This window comes from Paraburkholderia lycopersici (assembly GCF_900096975.1).
In the GTDB taxonomy this organism is placed as follows: domain Bacteria; phylum Pseudomonadota; class Gammaproteobacteria; order Burkholderiales; family Burkholderiaceae; genus Paraburkholderia; species Paraburkholderia lycopersici.
Window position 1 is genome coordinate 204,006 of sequence record NZ_FMYQ01000003.1, and the last position, 14,346, is coordinate 218,351.

The 14,346-nt window shown below is 66.1% G+C and carries 15 protein-coding genes; 2 read left to right on the forward strand and 13 right to left on the reverse strand.

All coding sequences use genetic code 11. The annotated features are described in order from the left end of the window. Window positions 1–121: 121 nt before the first annotated feature. The 3 genes from BLU17_RS05410 to ndk form a co-directional block, all read right to left on the reverse strand. Window positions 122–1,303 (reverse strand): helix-turn-helix domain-containing protein, encoded by a 1,182-nt coding sequence (locus BLU17_RS05410; RefSeq protein ID WP_091995517.1) that lies wholly within the window; start codon window positions 1,301–1,303, stop codon window positions 122–124. Between the two features lie 198 nt (window positions 1,304–1,501). Further along, window positions 1,502–2,665, reverse strand: a complete 1,164-nt coding sequence (gene rlmN, locus BLU17_RS05415; protein WP_091995779.1) for a dual-specificity RNA methyltransferase RlmN — start codon at window positions 2,663–2,665, stop codon at window positions 1,502–1,504. Window positions 2,666–2,811: 146 nt separating this feature from the next. Then, entirely contained in the window at window positions 2,812–3,237 is a 426-nt protein-coding gene (gene ndk / locus BLU17_RS05420) for a nucleoside-diphosphate kinase (RefSeq protein ID WP_091995519.1), read from the reverse strand. A 314-nt stretch (window positions 3,238–3,551) separates the two neighbouring features. On the opposite strand from ndk, the gene BLU17_RS05425 reads away from it, so the two are divergent. After that, entirely contained in the window at window positions 3,552–4,250 is a 699-nt protein-coding gene (locus BLU17_RS05425) for a Bax inhibitor-1/YccA family protein (protein ID WP_091995521.1), read from the forward strand. A gap of 138 nt (window positions 4,251–4,388) precedes the next feature. Here BLU17_RS05425 and BLU17_RS05430 read toward each other — a convergent pair whose 3' ends face one another. The 10 genes from BLU17_RS05430 to BLU17_RS05475 all read right to left on the reverse strand — a co-directional run bounded on the left by BLU17_RS05430 (window position 4,389) and on the right by BLU17_RS05475 (window position 13,577). Then, window positions 4,389–5,162, reverse strand: coding sequence for an MBL fold metallo-hydrolase (locus tag BLU17_RS05430; protein WP_091995523.1), 774 nt, complete (start codon window positions 5,160–5,162; stop codon window positions 4,389–4,391). Between the two features lies 1 nt (window position 5,163). Continuing rightward, the gene (gene bamC, locus BLU17_RS05435) at window positions 5,164–6,303 is read right to left on the reverse strand and encodes an outer membrane protein assembly factor BamC (RefSeq protein WP_091995525.1); all 1,140 of its coding nucleotides are present in this window, start codon (window positions 6,301–6,303) and stop codon (window positions 5,164–5,166) included. A 123-nt stretch (window positions 6,304–6,426) separates the two neighbouring features. Then, the gene (gene dapA / locus BLU17_RS05440) at window positions 6,427–7,332 is read right to left on the reverse strand and encodes a 4-hydroxy-tetrahydrodipicolinate synthase (protein WP_091995527.1); all 906 of its coding nucleotides are present in this window, start codon (window positions 7,330–7,332) and stop codon (window positions 6,427–6,429) included. A 44-nt stretch (window positions 7,333–7,376) separates the two neighbouring features. After that, a complete protein-coding gene (locus tag BLU17_RS05445) occupies window positions 7,377–8,012 on the reverse strand; it encodes a class I SAM-dependent methyltransferase (RefSeq protein ID WP_091995529.1) in 636 nt (211 codons plus the stop codon). Window positions 8,013–8,020: 8 nt separating this feature from the next. Continuing rightward, window positions 8,021–9,223, reverse strand: coding sequence for a tryptophan--tRNA ligase (locus BLU17_RS05450; protein WP_091995531.1), 1,203 nt, complete (start codon window positions 9,221–9,223; stop codon window positions 8,021–8,023). A 4-nt stretch (window positions 9,224–9,227) separates the two neighbouring features. Then, on the reverse strand, window positions 9,228–9,893 hold the full coding sequence (locus BLU17_RS05455) for a site-2 protease family protein (RefSeq protein WP_091995533.1): 666 nt from the start codon (window positions 9,891–9,893) through the stop codon (window positions 9,228–9,230). A 59-nt stretch (window positions 9,894–9,952) separates the two neighbouring features. Then, window positions 9,953–10,591: an L-threonylcarbamoyladenylate synthase gene (locus BLU17_RS05460; protein ID WP_091995535.1), complete on the reverse strand. Its 639-nt coding sequence runs from the start codon at window positions 10,589–10,591 to the stop codon at window positions 9,953–9,955. Between the two features lie 178 nt (window positions 10,592–10,769). Next, window positions 10,770–11,600: a 3',5'-nucleoside bisphosphate phosphatase gene (locus BLU17_RS05465; RefSeq protein WP_091995537.1), complete on the reverse strand. Its 831-nt coding sequence runs from the start codon at window positions 11,598–11,600 to the stop codon at window positions 10,770–10,772. 105 nt (window positions 11,601–11,705) lie between these two features. After that, entirely contained in the window at window positions 11,706–12,590 is an 885-nt protein-coding gene (locus tag BLU17_RS05470; protein ID WP_091995539.1) for an alpha/beta fold hydrolase, read from the reverse strand. 72 nt (window positions 12,591–12,662) lie between these two features. Then, window positions 12,663–13,577: a ferritin-like domain-containing protein gene (locus BLU17_RS05475; protein ID WP_091995541.1), complete on the reverse strand. Its 915-nt coding sequence runs from the start codon at window positions 13,575–13,577 to the stop codon at window positions 12,663–12,665. 220 nt (window positions 13,578–13,797) lie between these two features. Here BLU17_RS05475 and BLU17_RS05480 point away from each other — a divergent pair, with 220 nt between their 5' ends. Next, the gene (locus BLU17_RS05480; RefSeq protein WP_091995544.1) at window positions 13,798–14,322 is read left to right on the forward strand and encodes a gamma carbonic anhydrase family protein; all 525 of its coding nucleotides are present in this window, start codon (window positions 13,798–13,800) and stop codon (window positions 14,320–14,322) included. Window positions 14,323–14,346 lie beyond the last annotated feature (24 nt).

Sequence of the window (14,346 nt, forward strand, 5' to 3'; positions counted from 1 at the left end):
AAACCCATTTGCGCCTCACGCGGCAGCGGCCGACTGGGCAGCCGCCGCACTACGTGAATTGAAAAAGCGTCGCGGCCGGCGCTGAGACAGGAGGCCGGCCGCGACGCATACCATGTCTTGATCAGGGCAGCACGAAACGCGCGACATTGCCGCGCGCCGACGCATACTTCGAAGCGTCGACCGGCTGGCCGTCGATGGTCATCGACTCGATGCCGGCCTTGTTGCCCACGGTGATCTTGAGCGGCTCGGTGCCGGTGATCTCGCGCGCGTCGCTGCCGTGGATCATGCCCGAGAAGACCTCCTTGCCATCCTTCTGGCGCACGCTCACCCACGTGTCCTGCGTCACGCGGATCGCGAACGTCGAGGTGTCCGCGCCGCTGTCGGCTGCGGCATTTTGTGCCGCCTGCGCGGCCGACGCGCTTGCCGCCTGCTGCGCTTTCGCCGCGCTTGCCGCAGCCGGCACTGCGCTCGCAGCGGCAGGACGCGCAGCCTGCTGCACCGGTTGCGGGGCGACTTGCTGCGCGGGCTGCGGCGCCACCGGCGGTGCGCTCGCCGCGGCCCGCTGCTCGGGCGCAGCGTTGCCGCTGTCGCCCGTGTTGCCGGCATTCGCGGCACCATCGTTGGCGTTGGCGTTGCCGGCCGCCGGCGCGGCGGACTGGTCCGCACCCTGCGCAGCCGGTACGCCAGTCGCCTCGCCCTGCGTCACGGTGGGCGACGACGCGCCCGGCTGCACGCTCGCGCCGTTGGCCATCGCCTTCAGGCGCGCAAACCAGGCCGATGATTCGCCGCTGTTTGTATGCCACATGGAAAGCGCGAGCACCGCGACCACGATGATCGCCACACCCCACAGCCACGAGGCGCGACGGCGCGGCGCCCGCGCGCCGCTGCCGCCAAGCGAAAGCGACACGCGTCCGCGCGGCAGATCGGAACCCGCCGAGGCCGGCATCGACAGATCCGGCTGCGGCATGCCGCGTTCGCGGCGCAGCGCCTGGGCGAACGGCGCGGGATCCGCGCCGAGCAATTTCGCATAGGCACGCACCACGCCGAGCGCGAACGTATTGTCAGGCAGATGGCTGATATCGCCCGCTTCGAGCTCGCGCAGTTTCGACACCGCCACCTTCAGGCGCGCCGACACGTCTTCGATCGCCCAGCCCTTTGCCTCGCGCAGTTGCGCGAGGCGTGCGCCGGCTGCAACCAGCGTATCGGGCACGGGCTGCACCGGCGAGGGCGCCGCGCCCGGCGCCGAACGGCCTGCGTTGCTGTCAGTTCCGTCTGTCCCGAAAGGGTGCTGCGGCTCGCTCATCCCAAAGTCCTTGCGTCGATTCTTTTCCATACTGGAACCGGTGGGCCGCATCCCGCCCGCCTCTACCCGATTCGCAGACCGTTTATAACAAAATGCGCGGCCCGTGTGCCGCTTCCGATCGCTTTTGCAACTTTCTTTCAATGTCACCCAACACGGCGCGTATCCCCGCGCGCCGCCATGGGCCCTCCTCGCGCCGGCTCAGTGCTGAACCGGCCGTACTTCGATAACCTTACTCGCAGCCCGGCCCGTTCGCTCGGCAAGACGCGTGCGGTCCTTCACCTCGCCGGCGAGCTGGCCGCACGCCGCGTCGATGTCGTCGCCGCGCGTCTTGCGCACGGTCGTGACGACGCCCGCATCCATCAGGATCTGCGCAAAGCGCTTGATCTGCTCCGGTTTCGAGCGCAGCAGGCCCGATTCGGGAAACGGATTAAACGGGATCAGATTGAATTTGCACGGTACGTCCCGGGTCACCGCAAGCAATTCCCGCGCGTGCTTTTCGGTGTCGTTGACGCCGTCGAGCATGCAGTACTCGAAGGTAATGAAATCACGCGGCGCGACTTCGAGATAGCGCTGGCATGCCGCCATCAGCTCGCGCAGCGGGTATTTGCGGTTGAGCGGCACGAGCTCGTCGCGCAGCGGGTCGTTAGGCGCGTGCAGCGAGACGGCGAGCGCCACCGGCAGCTCGGCGCCAAGGCGGTCCATCATCGGCACCACACCCGACGTGGACAGCGTGACACGCCGGCGCGACAGGCCGTAGGCGTTGTCGTCGAGCATCAGGCGCATCGCGGGCACGACCGCGTCGTAGTTCAGGAGCGGCTCGCCCATGCCCATCATCACGACGTTCGTGATGACGCGCTCGCCCTTGCCGTCACCGCCGGTCGCGCGGCCGCCGGCCTCGCCCAACAGCGAGGCGCGCAAGGCGAATTCCGCCATGCGCAACTGGCCGATGATCTCGGCAGTGGTGAGATTGCGTGAGAAACCTTGCTTGCCGGTCGAGCAGAACCGGCAATTGACCGCGCATCCGGCCTGCGAAGACACGCATAGCGTGCCGCGGGTTTCTTCAGGGATGAACACGGTTTCGACGGCGTTGCCGTTGCCGACGTCCACGAGCCATTTGCGCGTGCCGTCGGAGGAAACGTTGTCGCTGACGATGCCGGGCATGCCGATGGTGGCGCGCCCTTTCAGTTTTTCGCGTAGCGATTTGGCCAGATCCGTCATGCCGTCAAAGTCGGCGGCATTGTACTGATGGATCCAGCGTTGAAGCTGTTTGGCGCGAAACGGCTTCTCGCCCAGGCTTTCGCAATATGCGACGAGCCCTTGGGCGTCGAGATCGAGAAGGTTGACGGTGGAACTGCTCGTCATGTCGAATCCTGCCATTTCAGTGCGAGAGCGCGCCCACCGCCCGCGTTGCCCGGCTGCCTGCGCCCTTGCGCGACAGCGGGAATCGGACGACGGGCGTCATCGCCGTTCGCGACCCTATGCTACTACTGCAGCCCGCTCGCGCCTGCTTAGCGCGAGTAGACGTTGACTTGCGGGAAGAAGAACGCGACTTCCACGGCAGCCGTTTCGGCGGCGTCCGAACCGTGCACGGCGTTCGCGTCGATGCTGTCGGCGAAGTCGGCGCGGATCGTGCCCTTGTCGGCCTTCTTCGGGTCGGTCGCACCCATCAGTTCGCGGTTCTTCAGAATGGCGTTCTCGCCTTCGAGCACCTGAATCATCACCGGACCCGAAATCATGAAGTCGACGAGGTCCTTGAAGAACGGACGCGCTGCGTGAACAGCATAGAACTTCTCGGCGTCGGCGCGCGAGAGGTGAACCATGCGGGCGGCAATGATCTTCAGGCCAGCGTTTTCGAAGCGGCTGTAGATCTGGCCGATCACGTTCTTTGCCACTGCGTCCGGCTTGATAATCGACAGGGTGCGTTCGATCGCCATAAAAACTCCAGAAAATTAAGAGGTTACAGATTCAAATGAATCCGCAATTGTAGCATGTTCCCATGTATGATTGCGATTGAACCCTGTTAGGCCCGAAAACCCGGCTTGGCGGGACGAGAATGGGCGCAAAAACCGCCATATCGGGCATTCGGCGCCCCTTTCAGCGGCGCTTAAGAGTAGCGGCTTACGCTGCACGAACATAACGGAAACCGTGTGGCAACCTGTTGAAACTATGGGTTGCCGAATCTATCTTACGAGGAAGCGGACCGCGCGCCTGCGCACCGCCAACCACGCGTCTCACGCAAGGAGAAAGCATGAACGAGTATCCCTATAACTTCGGCCGCGGCGGCACCGTCACTTCGGCCGAGACCCGCAACCGCGTACTGCGCAACACCTACTGGCTGCTCGCGCTGTCGATGGTGCCGACGGTGCTCGGCGCGTGGGTGGGCGTGGCGACTGGCTTCTCGCTCTTCGCCGCCACCAGCCCGGCCATGAGCCTGCTGGCGTTCTTCGCGATTGCCTTCGGCTTCATGTTCGCCATCGAGCGCACCAAGAACAGCTCGGTGGGCGTATTCGTGCTGCTCGGGTTCACGTTCTTCATGGGCCTGATGCTCTCGCGGCTGCTGTCGTTCATCCTGGGATTTTCGAACGGCCCCTCGCTCATCATGCTCGCATTCGGCGGCACTGGCATTATTTTCACCGCCATGGCCACCGTCGCCACGGTCAGCAAGCGCGACTTCTCGGGCCTCGGCAAGTGGCTCTTCATGGGCGTCATCGTGATCCTGCTCGCCGGCGTCGCGAACATGTTCCTGCAACTGCCCGCGTTGATGCTCACGGTTTCGGTGCTCGCCATCGCGATCTTCTCGGCCTACATGCTGTTCGACGTGCAGCGGGTGGTGAACGGCGGCGAGACGAATTACATTTCGGCTACGCTTGCGATCTATCTGGACCTGTATAACGTGTTCACGAACCTGCTCGCCATTCTCGGCATCTTCGGCGGCAATCGTAATTAAAGCTGGCGAAAGCCTCGCGGGGCCAGATCGATGCTGACCGGCCCTCCATCAAGAAAAAAGCCCGTGACACACGTCACGGGCTTTTTTTCGTCCGCTCGCTTCGCTTCAACTGTGCCGCCGCAAAACGGCTCAGAGGGCTCAGAGCGAGATCCAGTCGAAGCCCTCGGCCTGAGAGGCGACCCCGACTTCTGTCGCCGCATTGCCGAGCACCGCGGCCATCGCCGCGCGCGCAAGCTCGGGGGTATTGTTCTGCTGACTCAGATGCGCCGCGATCAGATGGCGCAGCTTCGCGCGGTCGATCCCCGCAAGGATGCCGCCGGCCGCCACGTTGTTGAGATGACCATGCGACCCGCCGATGCGCGCCTTGAGCGAGGCCGGATAGCGGCTGGTGGCGAGCATATCGAGGTCGTGGTTGCATTCGAGCACGAGCGCGTCGCACCCGCCGAGCACGTTGCCGATGTGCGGCGTCGACTCGCCGACATCGGTCAGCACGCCTAGCCGGCTCGCGCCGTCGCTGAATACGTACTGCAGCGGCTCGCGCGCATCGTGCGGCACCGTGTAGGGCAGCACGCCGAGTTCGCCGATTTCCACCGTCTCGTCGCCCCATAGCACGTTGAGGTCGACGTCGGCGTCGTCGGCGCCCACGGCCTGCGCGGTGCCCCAGCTCATATAAAGCGGAATCGCCCAGCGCCGCGCCAGCGTGAGCGCGCTGCCAATGTGGTCGCTGTGTTCGTGGGTGATGAGAATCGCCGTGAGCGAGTCGGCGCCCAGCCCTGCGCGGGCGAGGCGCCGCTCGACTTCCTTCGCTGAGAATCCGCAGTCGAGCAGTACGCGCGTGAGCGTCGCGCCGCCGCCTGCTTCTACGACCAGTGCGTTGCCCTCGCTGCCGCTGCCGAGGCTCGCAAAACGCACGTCAGTTCAGCTGCGCGTGCAGCGCGGAGACGATACGCTGCGCGTCCGATGAGGTGTCGATGCGCCCGTTCTGATCGATCACGGCAACCTGCGTCGTGTTGCCGGTCGCGCGCACCGCGACGACGAATTCCGGCCCCTGGTCCTTTGCGGCCTTCTTCGGGTTGTAGAACAGCTTGCCGAGCAGACCGTCGCCCTTGAGTTCCTGCATGGAATCGGCGTAGCGCACGTAATAGAGACCCCGCTCGCGGTCACGGTTGTCGACCGTGAAGTTCGTGCGGTCGAGCGCGAGACCCACACGCAGCCATGCGGTGTCGAACGCCTCGGGCAGATCGAGCGTCGTGCCGTCAGGACCGGCCGCGACCTTGACGGGCGCAGTGGACGGGCGCGCATCGGTCAGCAGTTGTTTGGACTGCGCGTCGGTCAGACCGAACTTCTGCATGATCTTCGAGAGGAATGCGGCCTCGAGTGCCGGATCGCGCGGGCGCTCAACCCACTTGGAGCCGGTCTTGTCCTGCCCCGTCAGCACTTCTTCCATCGCGTTGTGCGTGACGGAGATATCGGTCTGACCGTCCGGACCTCGCGAGACCAGCACGCGGAAGCGGTCGCGCGTGCCCGACGAGTATGCGAAATCGATCACACGGCCGATCGTGCGCCGGAACCAGTCGTCCGGAATGTTGGCGCGGTTTTCGGCCCAGTCGGTCGTCATGATGCCCGTGGACGGCGAGTCGGTCGTCAGCGTGAAGCCGTTCTCGGTCCAGAATTCCTGCAACTGCGGCCAGACGTCGTCGGGCGAGCGGCCGTCGACCACGAGCCAGCGGCGGTCGCCGTCCCGTTCGACGTGCATGCCGAACGGGTCCTGCGCGCTGGGCACGCCGAGCGTGGCGTTGCCAGCCGGCGTGACCGTGCGCTGCGCGGCACCCCCGAGCGTGACCGTGGGCGGCGGCGCGACGTACTTCTGGTCGCCCGGCGCGGACGACAGGTCCTGCGGCACGTTCAACGGCGGCGCGCTCGGCGTGTCCTTATAGTTGACGCGATCCGACGCGAACATGTCGTTCAGCGACTCGCAGCCTGCGAGCGAGCCGAGTGCAAGCGCCAGCGCCGCCATGCGGGTTGCGTGGAGGGAAAGAGCGGAACGTTTCATGTGGGCCTTCGTGATACGGGAACGCTAAGCCTTGCTCTGCCAGATGGTCGATCAGATCTGCCAGTGGTCAGGTGGTTGGGCCGTGACGGCGTCGGTTGAAAAAACGGCGACTGGCTGATCGGATCAGCCAGTCAGGCCGGCTTCGCGCAGCGCGGCGCGCACCACGTCGTGGTAACGCGCGTCGAGCGGCGTGAGCGGCAGTCGGATACCGCCTTCGATGCGGCCGAGTTCCTGCAGCGCCCACTTCACCGGGATCGGATTCGATTCGATGAACAGGTTCTTGTGCAGCGACAGCAGCTTCAGATGGATCGCGCGAGCCGTCTTCACGTCGCCCGCGAGTGCCGCCTTGCACAGATCGCTCATCTCGCGCGGTGCGACGTTCGCGGTCACCGAAATATTGCCGTGGCCGCCGAGCAGCATCAGCGCGATTGCCGTGGGATCGTCGCCGCTGAAAATCTTGAAGCCGTTCGGTGCATGCTTGATGAGGTGCGCGGCGCGGTCGATGTTGCCCGTCGCTTCTTTCACCGCGATGACGCCCGGCACTTCGGCCAGACGCAGAATGGTCTCGTTCGACATGTCCGCGACCGTACGGCCCGGCACGTTGTAGAGGATGACCGGCAGATCCACCGCCTCCGCGATCTTCGCGAAGTGGCGGTACATGCCTTCCTGGGTCGGCTTATTGTAGTAGGGCACGACCTGGAGCGACGCCTGCGCGCCGACTTCCTTCGCCTGCTTCGTCAGCTCGATCGCCTCGGCCGTGGAATTGCCGCCGGCGCCCGCGATGATCGGCAGGCGCCCGGCAGCGTGCTCCACCGCCGTCTTGATCATCAGGATGTGCTCTTCGACGTCAAGCGTGGCGGACTCCCCGCTCGTGCCGACGACGACGAGGGCATCCGTCCCCTCTTGCACGTGCCAGTCGACAAGTTTGCGGAACGCCGGCAGGTCGAGACTGCCGTCCTCGTGCATGGGGGTGACGATCGCGGGAATGCTGCCTTGCAGCGTGATGCCGTCCTGAGTGCCGTTAGCCATGAAACGCCAGAAAAATGAGTCGGTTAAACCGCGATTGTAGCGGATTAGCCGGTCAGATCGTAACGCGGTGCGGGCAGGACCCGAGTCACAGGTACATTACCGGCTTTTTCGGGGGACACTGAGGTCGTTTTTTCTCGCACGGCGCAGATGCGCTGAATATATGCCTCTCGCGGCTGCGACAAAAAACCGTCCTGATAGGCGATAACCCGCAAGGCGGGCGTGCAAACGGCCAGCAACTCGCCCGGCACAAGCAGGAAAGCGGGGTTCGACGGCTTGCCGACGGTCTCGTTACCCTGCGCGAACGTTTCGTAGATGAGAACGCCGCCTGGCGCCAGTGCGTCGATGAGACGCGGCATGAGCGGCCGGTACAGGTAATTCGTCACGACGACGGCCGCAAAGCGCGCATCGGCGGCGAGCGGCCAAGGCGCGCCTTCGAGATCGCACGCTACCGTGGCGACGCCCGCCACACCATGCAGCGTGGCGAGCGCCGCGGCGTCGCGGTCGAGCGCCGCGACGGGATGTCCCCGGCCTGCGAGCCAGCGCGCGTGCCGGCCCGCGCCCGAGGCCACGTCGAGCACCGCGCCGCCGGGCGCGATCAGATGCGCCCAGCGGCGCACCCATCGCGAAGGTTCGGCCAGCCTGTCATGCGGCGCAGGCGCGGCGTCAGGCGTCGAGGTCATCGATCGCTTCAGTTGTACGAGAGGCCCATGGCCTCGCGCACGTCGCGCATCGTCTCGTTGGCGAACTTGCGCGCCTTGTCGCAGCCGTCCGCGACGATCGCGCGCAGCAGCGACGGATCGTCCATGTACTTCTGCGCGCGCTCCAGCATGGGCTGCTGCTCGCGCAGGATGCCCTCGATGACCGGCTGCTTGCACTCCAGACAGCCGATCCCCGCCGAACGACAGCCCTTTTGCACCCAGTCGTGCGTCTGCTCGTCCGTATAGACCTGGTGCAGTTGCCACACCGGGCACTTGTCGGGGTCGCCCGGATCGGTGCGGCGCACGCGCGCCGGGTCGGTCGGCATGGTGCGCACCTTCTTCGTGATCGATTCGGCGTCTTCGCGCAGGCCGATGGTATTGCCGTACGACTTCGACATCTTCTGGCCGTCGAGGCCCGGCATGCGCGAGGCTTCCGTGAGCAGCACCTGGGGCTCCGGCAGGATGATCTTGCGCGAGCCCTCAAGGTAGCCGAAGAGGCGCTCGCGATCGTTCATCGAGAGGCTTTGCGACTCCGAAAGCAGCGCGCGGGCCTGTTCGAGCGCCTCCTCGTCGCCTTCCTGCTGATAGGCGTTACGCAGCTCGTGATAGAGCTTGGAGCGCTTGCCGCCCAGCTTCTTCGCGGCTTCGTTGGCCTTCTCCTCGAACCCCGGCTCGCGACCATACATGTAGTTGAAACGGCGCGCCATTTCGCGCGCCATCTCGACGTGCGGCACCTGGTCCTCGCCCACCGGCACAAGCGAAGCGCGGTAGAGCAGGATGTCGGCGGCCATCAGCACCGGATAGCCGAGGAAGCCGTAGGTGCCGAGATCCTTGTCGCGCAGCTTCTCGATCTGCTCCTTGTAGGTCGGCACGCGTTCGAGCCAGGACAGCGGCGTGCTCATGCCGAGCAGCAGCGCGAGTTCGGCGTGCTCAGGCACGCGGCTCTGGATGAAGAGCGTGGCCTGGTTCGGGTCGATGCCCGAGGCGAGCCAGTCGATCAGCACGTCCCAGACGTTCTTCTCGATGACATCCGGCGTTTCGTAGTGCGTGGTGAGCGCATGCCAGTCGACCACGCAGAAGAAGCACGGGTACTCGGACTGCAGGCGCACCCAGTTTTTCAGCACGCCGTGATAGTGGCCGAGGTGCAGCGACCCGGTGGGCCGCATGCCGGAGAAGATACGGTCTGGGAACATGATGTTATGAGAAGAACGACACAAGAGGGGTAAGGATGGCCGTGACCGCGTCGTAACCTAGACTTACGAGCGGACGCAGCCAGAATCGCGTGAAGATGCCACTCACGAGCAATCCCATCACGATGATGAAACCATAGGGCTCGAGGCGCGAGAGCGCAATGCTCGCGCGCGTGGGCAAGAGCGCCGCGAGCACGCGTCCGCCGTCGAGCGGCGGCAGCGGAAAAAGGTTCAGCACGCCCAGCACGAGATTCACGCCCACGCCGGCGGCAGCCATGCGTGTGAAGAACGGCTCGTCCACGCCAAGCACCGCGAGCGCCACGCCGAACACGCCCCATGCGATCGCCTGCACGAAGTTGCACAGCGGACCGGCCGCCGCGACCCACAGCGTGCCCCAGCGCGGATTGCGCAAATTGCTGAACGCTATAGGCACCGGCTTCGCGTAACCAAACACGAACGCGCCATTCGTCAGGAAATAGAGCACGAGCGGCATCGCGATCGTCCCGATGGGGTCGATGTGGCGCATCGGGTTGAACGACACGCGGCCGAGCACATAGGCGGTGTTGTCGCCGAGCATGCGCGCGACGTAGCCGTGCGCGGCCTCATGCAGCGTAATCGCGAAGATGACCGGCAACGCGTAGACGACGATCGTCTGGATCAGATTGGCTTCCATGGCGGGCTATTGTATCAATGCGCCCCGGGCGCGCGAGGCGCCCGCCGCTTCGCGCATCGTCACGCCTCTTCTTCCGCGATGCCGAACGGTGCGAGCGCGCCCCGCCCCGGCCGCACGAGCACCGGTTCTTCGCCGGTGAGATCGATCACGGTGGACGGCTCGCACGGGCACGCTCCGCCGTCGATGACGAGATCGAGCTGCTTTTCCAGGCGCTCGCGAATCTCTTCGGGGTCGTTCAGCGGCTCGGTGTCGGGTGGGAGGATCAGCGTGGAGGCGAGCAGCGGCTCGCCCAGCTCCTCAAGTATCGCAAGCGGAATCGGGTGGCCCGGCACGCGCAGGCCGATCGTCTTGCGCGACGGATGTGAGAGGCGCCGCGGCACTTCTTTCGTCGCCACCAGCACGAACACGTAGGGCCCCGGCGTCACCGACTTGATGAGCCGGTACTGGCGATTGTCCACCATGGCGAAATTCGCCAGTTCGGAGAGGTCGCGCACCATCAGCGAGAGCAACGCCTTTTCGTCGAGTCCGCGGATGCGGCGCAGGCGCTCGGCCGCGTGCTTGTCGTCGATGCGCGCGGCCAGCGCGTAGCTCGAATCGGTGGGCAGCGCGATCACGCCGCCGTCGCGGATGATCTGCACCGCCTGCTTGACGAGGCGCGGCTGCGGATTCTCAGGGTGAAGCCGAAAGAACTGGGACATGGCAGTAATCAGCTAACGATTGACGACAGAGTGGCGACAGGAAACAGCGCGCGGGCCGCGAAAACGACGGAAGACTGCACAATTCGGCAAAGCCGGTTGGTCCGGCTCGGAACGCCTTACCGGGAACGGCGCAGCGACCGGAGGACGCAAGCTGTAGGCCGCGCGCGGGGCGCGCGGCCTACAGCCATCGCTCCCAGACAGGCTTGAGGTCGGAAGGCAGCGGCGGCAACGTGCCCGGCTCGATGGCGTCGGGCCCCGGCGCGTGGAAGTCCGAGCCGCGCGAGGCCTCGAAGCCAAAGCGCCGTGCCACGGCGGCGTATTCGACGTACTGATCCGGCGTATGGCTACCCGTGACGACTTCAATGGCCTTACCGCCCAGATCGATGAATTCGCCGAAGAGCGTATCGAATTCGAGCTGCGTGTATGCATAGCGGCCGGGGTGCGCGATGATCGCCTCGCCGCCCGCCGCCTTGATCCACGCGACGGCGTCGGCGAGCTTCGCCCAGCGGTGCGCGACGTAGCCGGGCTTGCCGTCGCCGAGCCAGCGCGAAAACGCGTCCTGGGTGTTCTGGGCCCGCCCACTTGCCACGAGGAAGCGCGCAAAGTGCGTGCGTGAAATCAGATCGGGATTCGAGACGTATTGCAGTGCGCCAGCGTACGCATCGGGAATGCCGAGTTCGCCGAGGCGCTCGCCCATCGCCTCGGCGCGCGCGGCGCGGCCGTCGCGCGTGCGCGCGAGTCCGTCGACGAGCGCGGCGCACTCCGGGTCCACATGCAAGCCGACGATGTGCACGGTGCGCGACGCCCAGGTCACCGAAATCTCGACGCCGCTCAGATAACGCATGCCGAGCGCTTCGGCCGCTTCGCGCGCCTCGCGCTGGCCACCGAGAACATCATGATCCGTGAGCGCCCACAGCGTCACGCCACCCGCCTTCGCCAGCTGTGCGACGGCAGCCGGGGTCAGTTGGCCGTCGGAAACAGTGGAGTGGCAGTGGAGATCGGCGTTCATTGCATGCGCGAAAAGGGTGAACGGCCATTTTACTGCAATGCAGTGAAGTCGTCGGGGCGTCCCTCGGGTGCAGTCAGCGCGCGAACGCCCGTTCATGCGAGCCGCTTACGCGCAGAACGCCTCGATCAGGCGGGCGACTTCTTCGGGCTGGTCGTGGTGCACCATGTGCCCTGCCCCGTAGACGATGCGCTCGCGCCAGTCGGGAAACGCCGTGAAGCGCCGCTTGAATTCGTCGATGGGTACGGCGCCCGCGAGCCGCGCGAGCGTCTCGGAACCGGCCGCTTCAACGTGCAGTACCTTCGCGCGCACCTGCGACCAGATCGCCATCACCTCGTCGAGCTGGTACAGCAGCGGCCCGCGCATCTTGTGCGCCGGATCGGCGAGCAGCACGTAGCCGCCCTCTCCGTCCGGCTTCGACCAATGCTCGGCGAGAAAGCGCGCGCGCGGCGCGATGAGGCGCGGGTTCGTCTTCACGAGGCGCGCGGCCACCGCATCGAGCGACGCATAGGCGCGCAGTTGCGGCGGCGTGCGCACCTCGTCGAGCCACGCGCGCATGCGTCCCGGCGCCTGGGCGGACGCCGGCGCCGGCAAGCCGAACCCCTCCAGATCGACCACGCGCCGCACGCGTTCGGGCCGCACGCCCGCATAGAGGCAGACGATGTTCGCGCCGAGGCTGTGCCCGACGAGATCCACCTGGCCCTCGGGCGCATAGTGCGCGAGCAGCGCATCGAGATCGGCGAGATAGTCGGGGAACCAGTAGTTGCTGCCGCGACCCTGCGCGACCGGCCAGCCGGACTGGCCGAAGCCGCGCAGATCGGGCGCGATCACCTGCCAGTCGCCGCTCAGCGCGTCGACGAAGAACTGGAACGACGCGGCCACGTCCATCCAGCCGTGCAGCATGAAAAGGACGGGAGCGTCCCCGGCGCCCCAACGGCGCACATGCAGACGGACGCCGGTCACATCGACGAATTCGGATCGGGAGAGATTCATGTGGGCCGCTGAAAAAGAATGATCGTTCGATTATATAAGCGACCGGCGGCTGAGGCATCTCATTCGCTTGGGTCATTCGCCTGCATCGCGCCCGCCTGATTTCTTCGGGGCGGTCTGCTCCGCGGCGTCCTGGGCTGCTAGCGTGTCCAGTTCGGCGTCGTCGAACCCGGCGCGGCGGCGCGCCTCGTAATTGAACGGCCCGCGCATGCGCGGCGCGCGGTACTGCTCGGCAAGTGCAAGCCAGGCCGCGTGCGGATCGAGATCGCGCGCTTCGCATACGTATCGGAACCAGTGGTTGCCGATGCGCACGTGCCCCACCTCGTCGCGCAGGATGATGTCGAGGATCGCCGCCGATTCGTCGTCGCCCGCCTGCTTCAGACGCGCGCGAATGGGCGGCGCAGCGTCGAGTCCGCGCGCCTCCAGCACGCGCGGCACGAGCGCCATGCGTGCGAGCACGTCGGCGCTCGTCCGCTCGCACATCTCCCACAGGCCGTTGTGCGCGGGAAAGTCGCCGTAAGCGTGGCCATAATCGGCGAGCCGCGCGCGCAGCAGCGAGAAGTGATACGCCTCTTCGGCCGCGACCCCGAGCCAGTCGGCGTAGAAGGCATCGGGCATGCCGGGAAAGCGCCACACCGCGTCGAGCGCCAGGTTGATCGCGTTGAATTCGATGTGGGCCAGCGCGTGCAGCAATACCACGCGGCCCTGCGGCGTGCTCATGCTGCGGCGCTGCAGTTCTCGCGGCTCGACGAGAGGGGGCTGCGCCGGGCGGCCCGGCAAGCCGTCCGGCGTCGCAAGGACACGCTGCGGGGCCCAGCGCGGCGCGCCGGCCGCGGCCTGTGCGTGCAGCGCGCGCACGGCGTTGGCCTTGGCGATCGGGTCGCATTCGCGCAGTGCGTCGAGCGCGGCTGCGCGCCAGCACTCCGACGCGGCACGAGAGGACGGGGCGCTGGCAACGTCGGCGTTGGCGGCGGAAGGAGCGGGATTCATCGGCAAAAGAAACGGGGGCGGGAAACATCGCGCAGGACCGCCCGAAGCGGGCCGCGCGCGCAACCGTTTACAATACGCGATTCACCTGCCCGGCGTCGCGGACATCTGCTGCGGCGCGTCAGCAAACCGGCAACCGCGCGGAAATCGCGCAGCAACCACCCAGCATGGGACCCGAGGGCGCCAAAGCGCCCGCTCCGGTCGACAAAGGAGACGCAACACCGTGGCCATCTACAAGCTTGGCGAAGCCGCACCGACCATTCATGAAAGCGTATTCGTCGCGGACAACGCGACCATCATCGGCAAGGTGGAACTCGCCGAGGACTCAAGCGTCTGGTTCGGCGCGACGCTACGCGGCGACAACGAACCGATCACCGTCGGCCCGCGCAGCAATGTCCAGGAAGGCGCGGTGCTGCATACGGACCCCGGCTACCCACTCACGCTCGAGGCGAACGTGACGGTCGGCCACCAGGCCATGCTGCACGGCTGCACCGTCAGGGAAGGCGCGCTGATCGGCATTCAGGCGGTGGTCTTGAATGGCGCGGTAATCGGCCGCAACTGCCTGGTTGGCGCGGGTGCGGTGGTCACCGAAGGCAAGGTGTTCCCCGACAACTCGCTGATTCTCGGCGCGCCGGCCAAGGTAGTGCGCGAGCTCACCGAGGCCGACATCGCCGGCCTCAAGCGCAACGCGGATGTCTACGCGCAGCGCCGCGAATATTTCAAGGCGCAGCTCGTGCGCATCGGCTGAGGGCCGCACGCTCTCGCCGTGCGC

What these genes read in the sequence shown, in the direction of transcription:
- BLU17_RS05410 (WP_091995517.1), bottom strand. Translation starts at nt 1,303, where the DNA reads ATGAGCGAGCCGCAGCACCCTTTCGGGACAGACGGAACTGACAGCAAC.
- rlmN (WP_091995779.1), bottom strand. Translation starts at nt 2,665, where the DNA reads ATGACGAGCAGTTCCACCGTCAACCTTCTCGATCTCGACGCCCAAGGG.
- ndk (WP_091995519.1), bottom strand. Translation starts at nt 3,237, where the DNA reads ATGGCGATCGAACGCACCCTGTCGATTATCAAGCCGGACGCAGTGGCA.
- BLU17_RS05425 (WP_091995521.1), top strand. Translation starts at nt 3,552, where the DNA reads ATGAACGAGTATCCCTATAACTTCGGCCGCGGCGGCACCGTCACTTCG.
- bamC (WP_091995525.1), bottom strand. Translation starts at nt 6,303, where the DNA reads ATGAAACGTTCCGCTCTTTCCCTCCACGCAACCCGCATGGCGGCGCTG.
- dapA (WP_091995527.1), bottom strand. Translation starts at nt 7,332, where the DNA reads ATGGCTAACGGCACTCAGGACGGCATCACGCTGCAAGGCAGCATTCCC.
- BLU17_RS05445 (WP_091995529.1), bottom strand. Translation starts at nt 8,012, where the DNA reads ATGACCTCGACGCCTGACGCCGCGCCTGCGCCGCATGACAGGCTGGCC.
- BLU17_RS05450 (WP_091995531.1), bottom strand. Translation starts at nt 9,223, where the DNA reads ATGTTCCCAGACCGTATCTTCTCCGGCATGCGGCCCACCGGGTCGCTG.
- BLU17_RS05455 (WP_091995533.1), bottom strand. Translation starts at nt 9,893, where the DNA reads ATGGAAGCCAATCTGATCCAGACGATCGTCGTCTACGCGTTGCCGGTC.
- BLU17_RS05460 (WP_091995535.1), bottom strand. Translation starts at nt 10,591, where the DNA reads ATGTCCCAGTTCTTTCGGCTTCACCCTGAGAATCCGCAGCCGCGCCTC.
- BLU17_RS05465 (WP_091995537.1), bottom strand. Translation starts at nt 11,600, where the DNA reads ATGAACGCCGATCTCCACTGCCACTCCACTGTTTCCGACGGCCAACTG.
- BLU17_RS05470 (WP_091995539.1), bottom strand. Translation starts at nt 12,590, where the DNA reads ATGAATCTCTCCCGATCCGAATTCGTCGATGTGACCGGCGTCCGTCTG.
- BLU17_RS05475 (WP_091995541.1), bottom strand. Translation starts at nt 13,577, where the DNA reads ATGAATCCCGCTCCTTCCGCCGCCAACGCCGACGTTGCCAGCGCCCCG.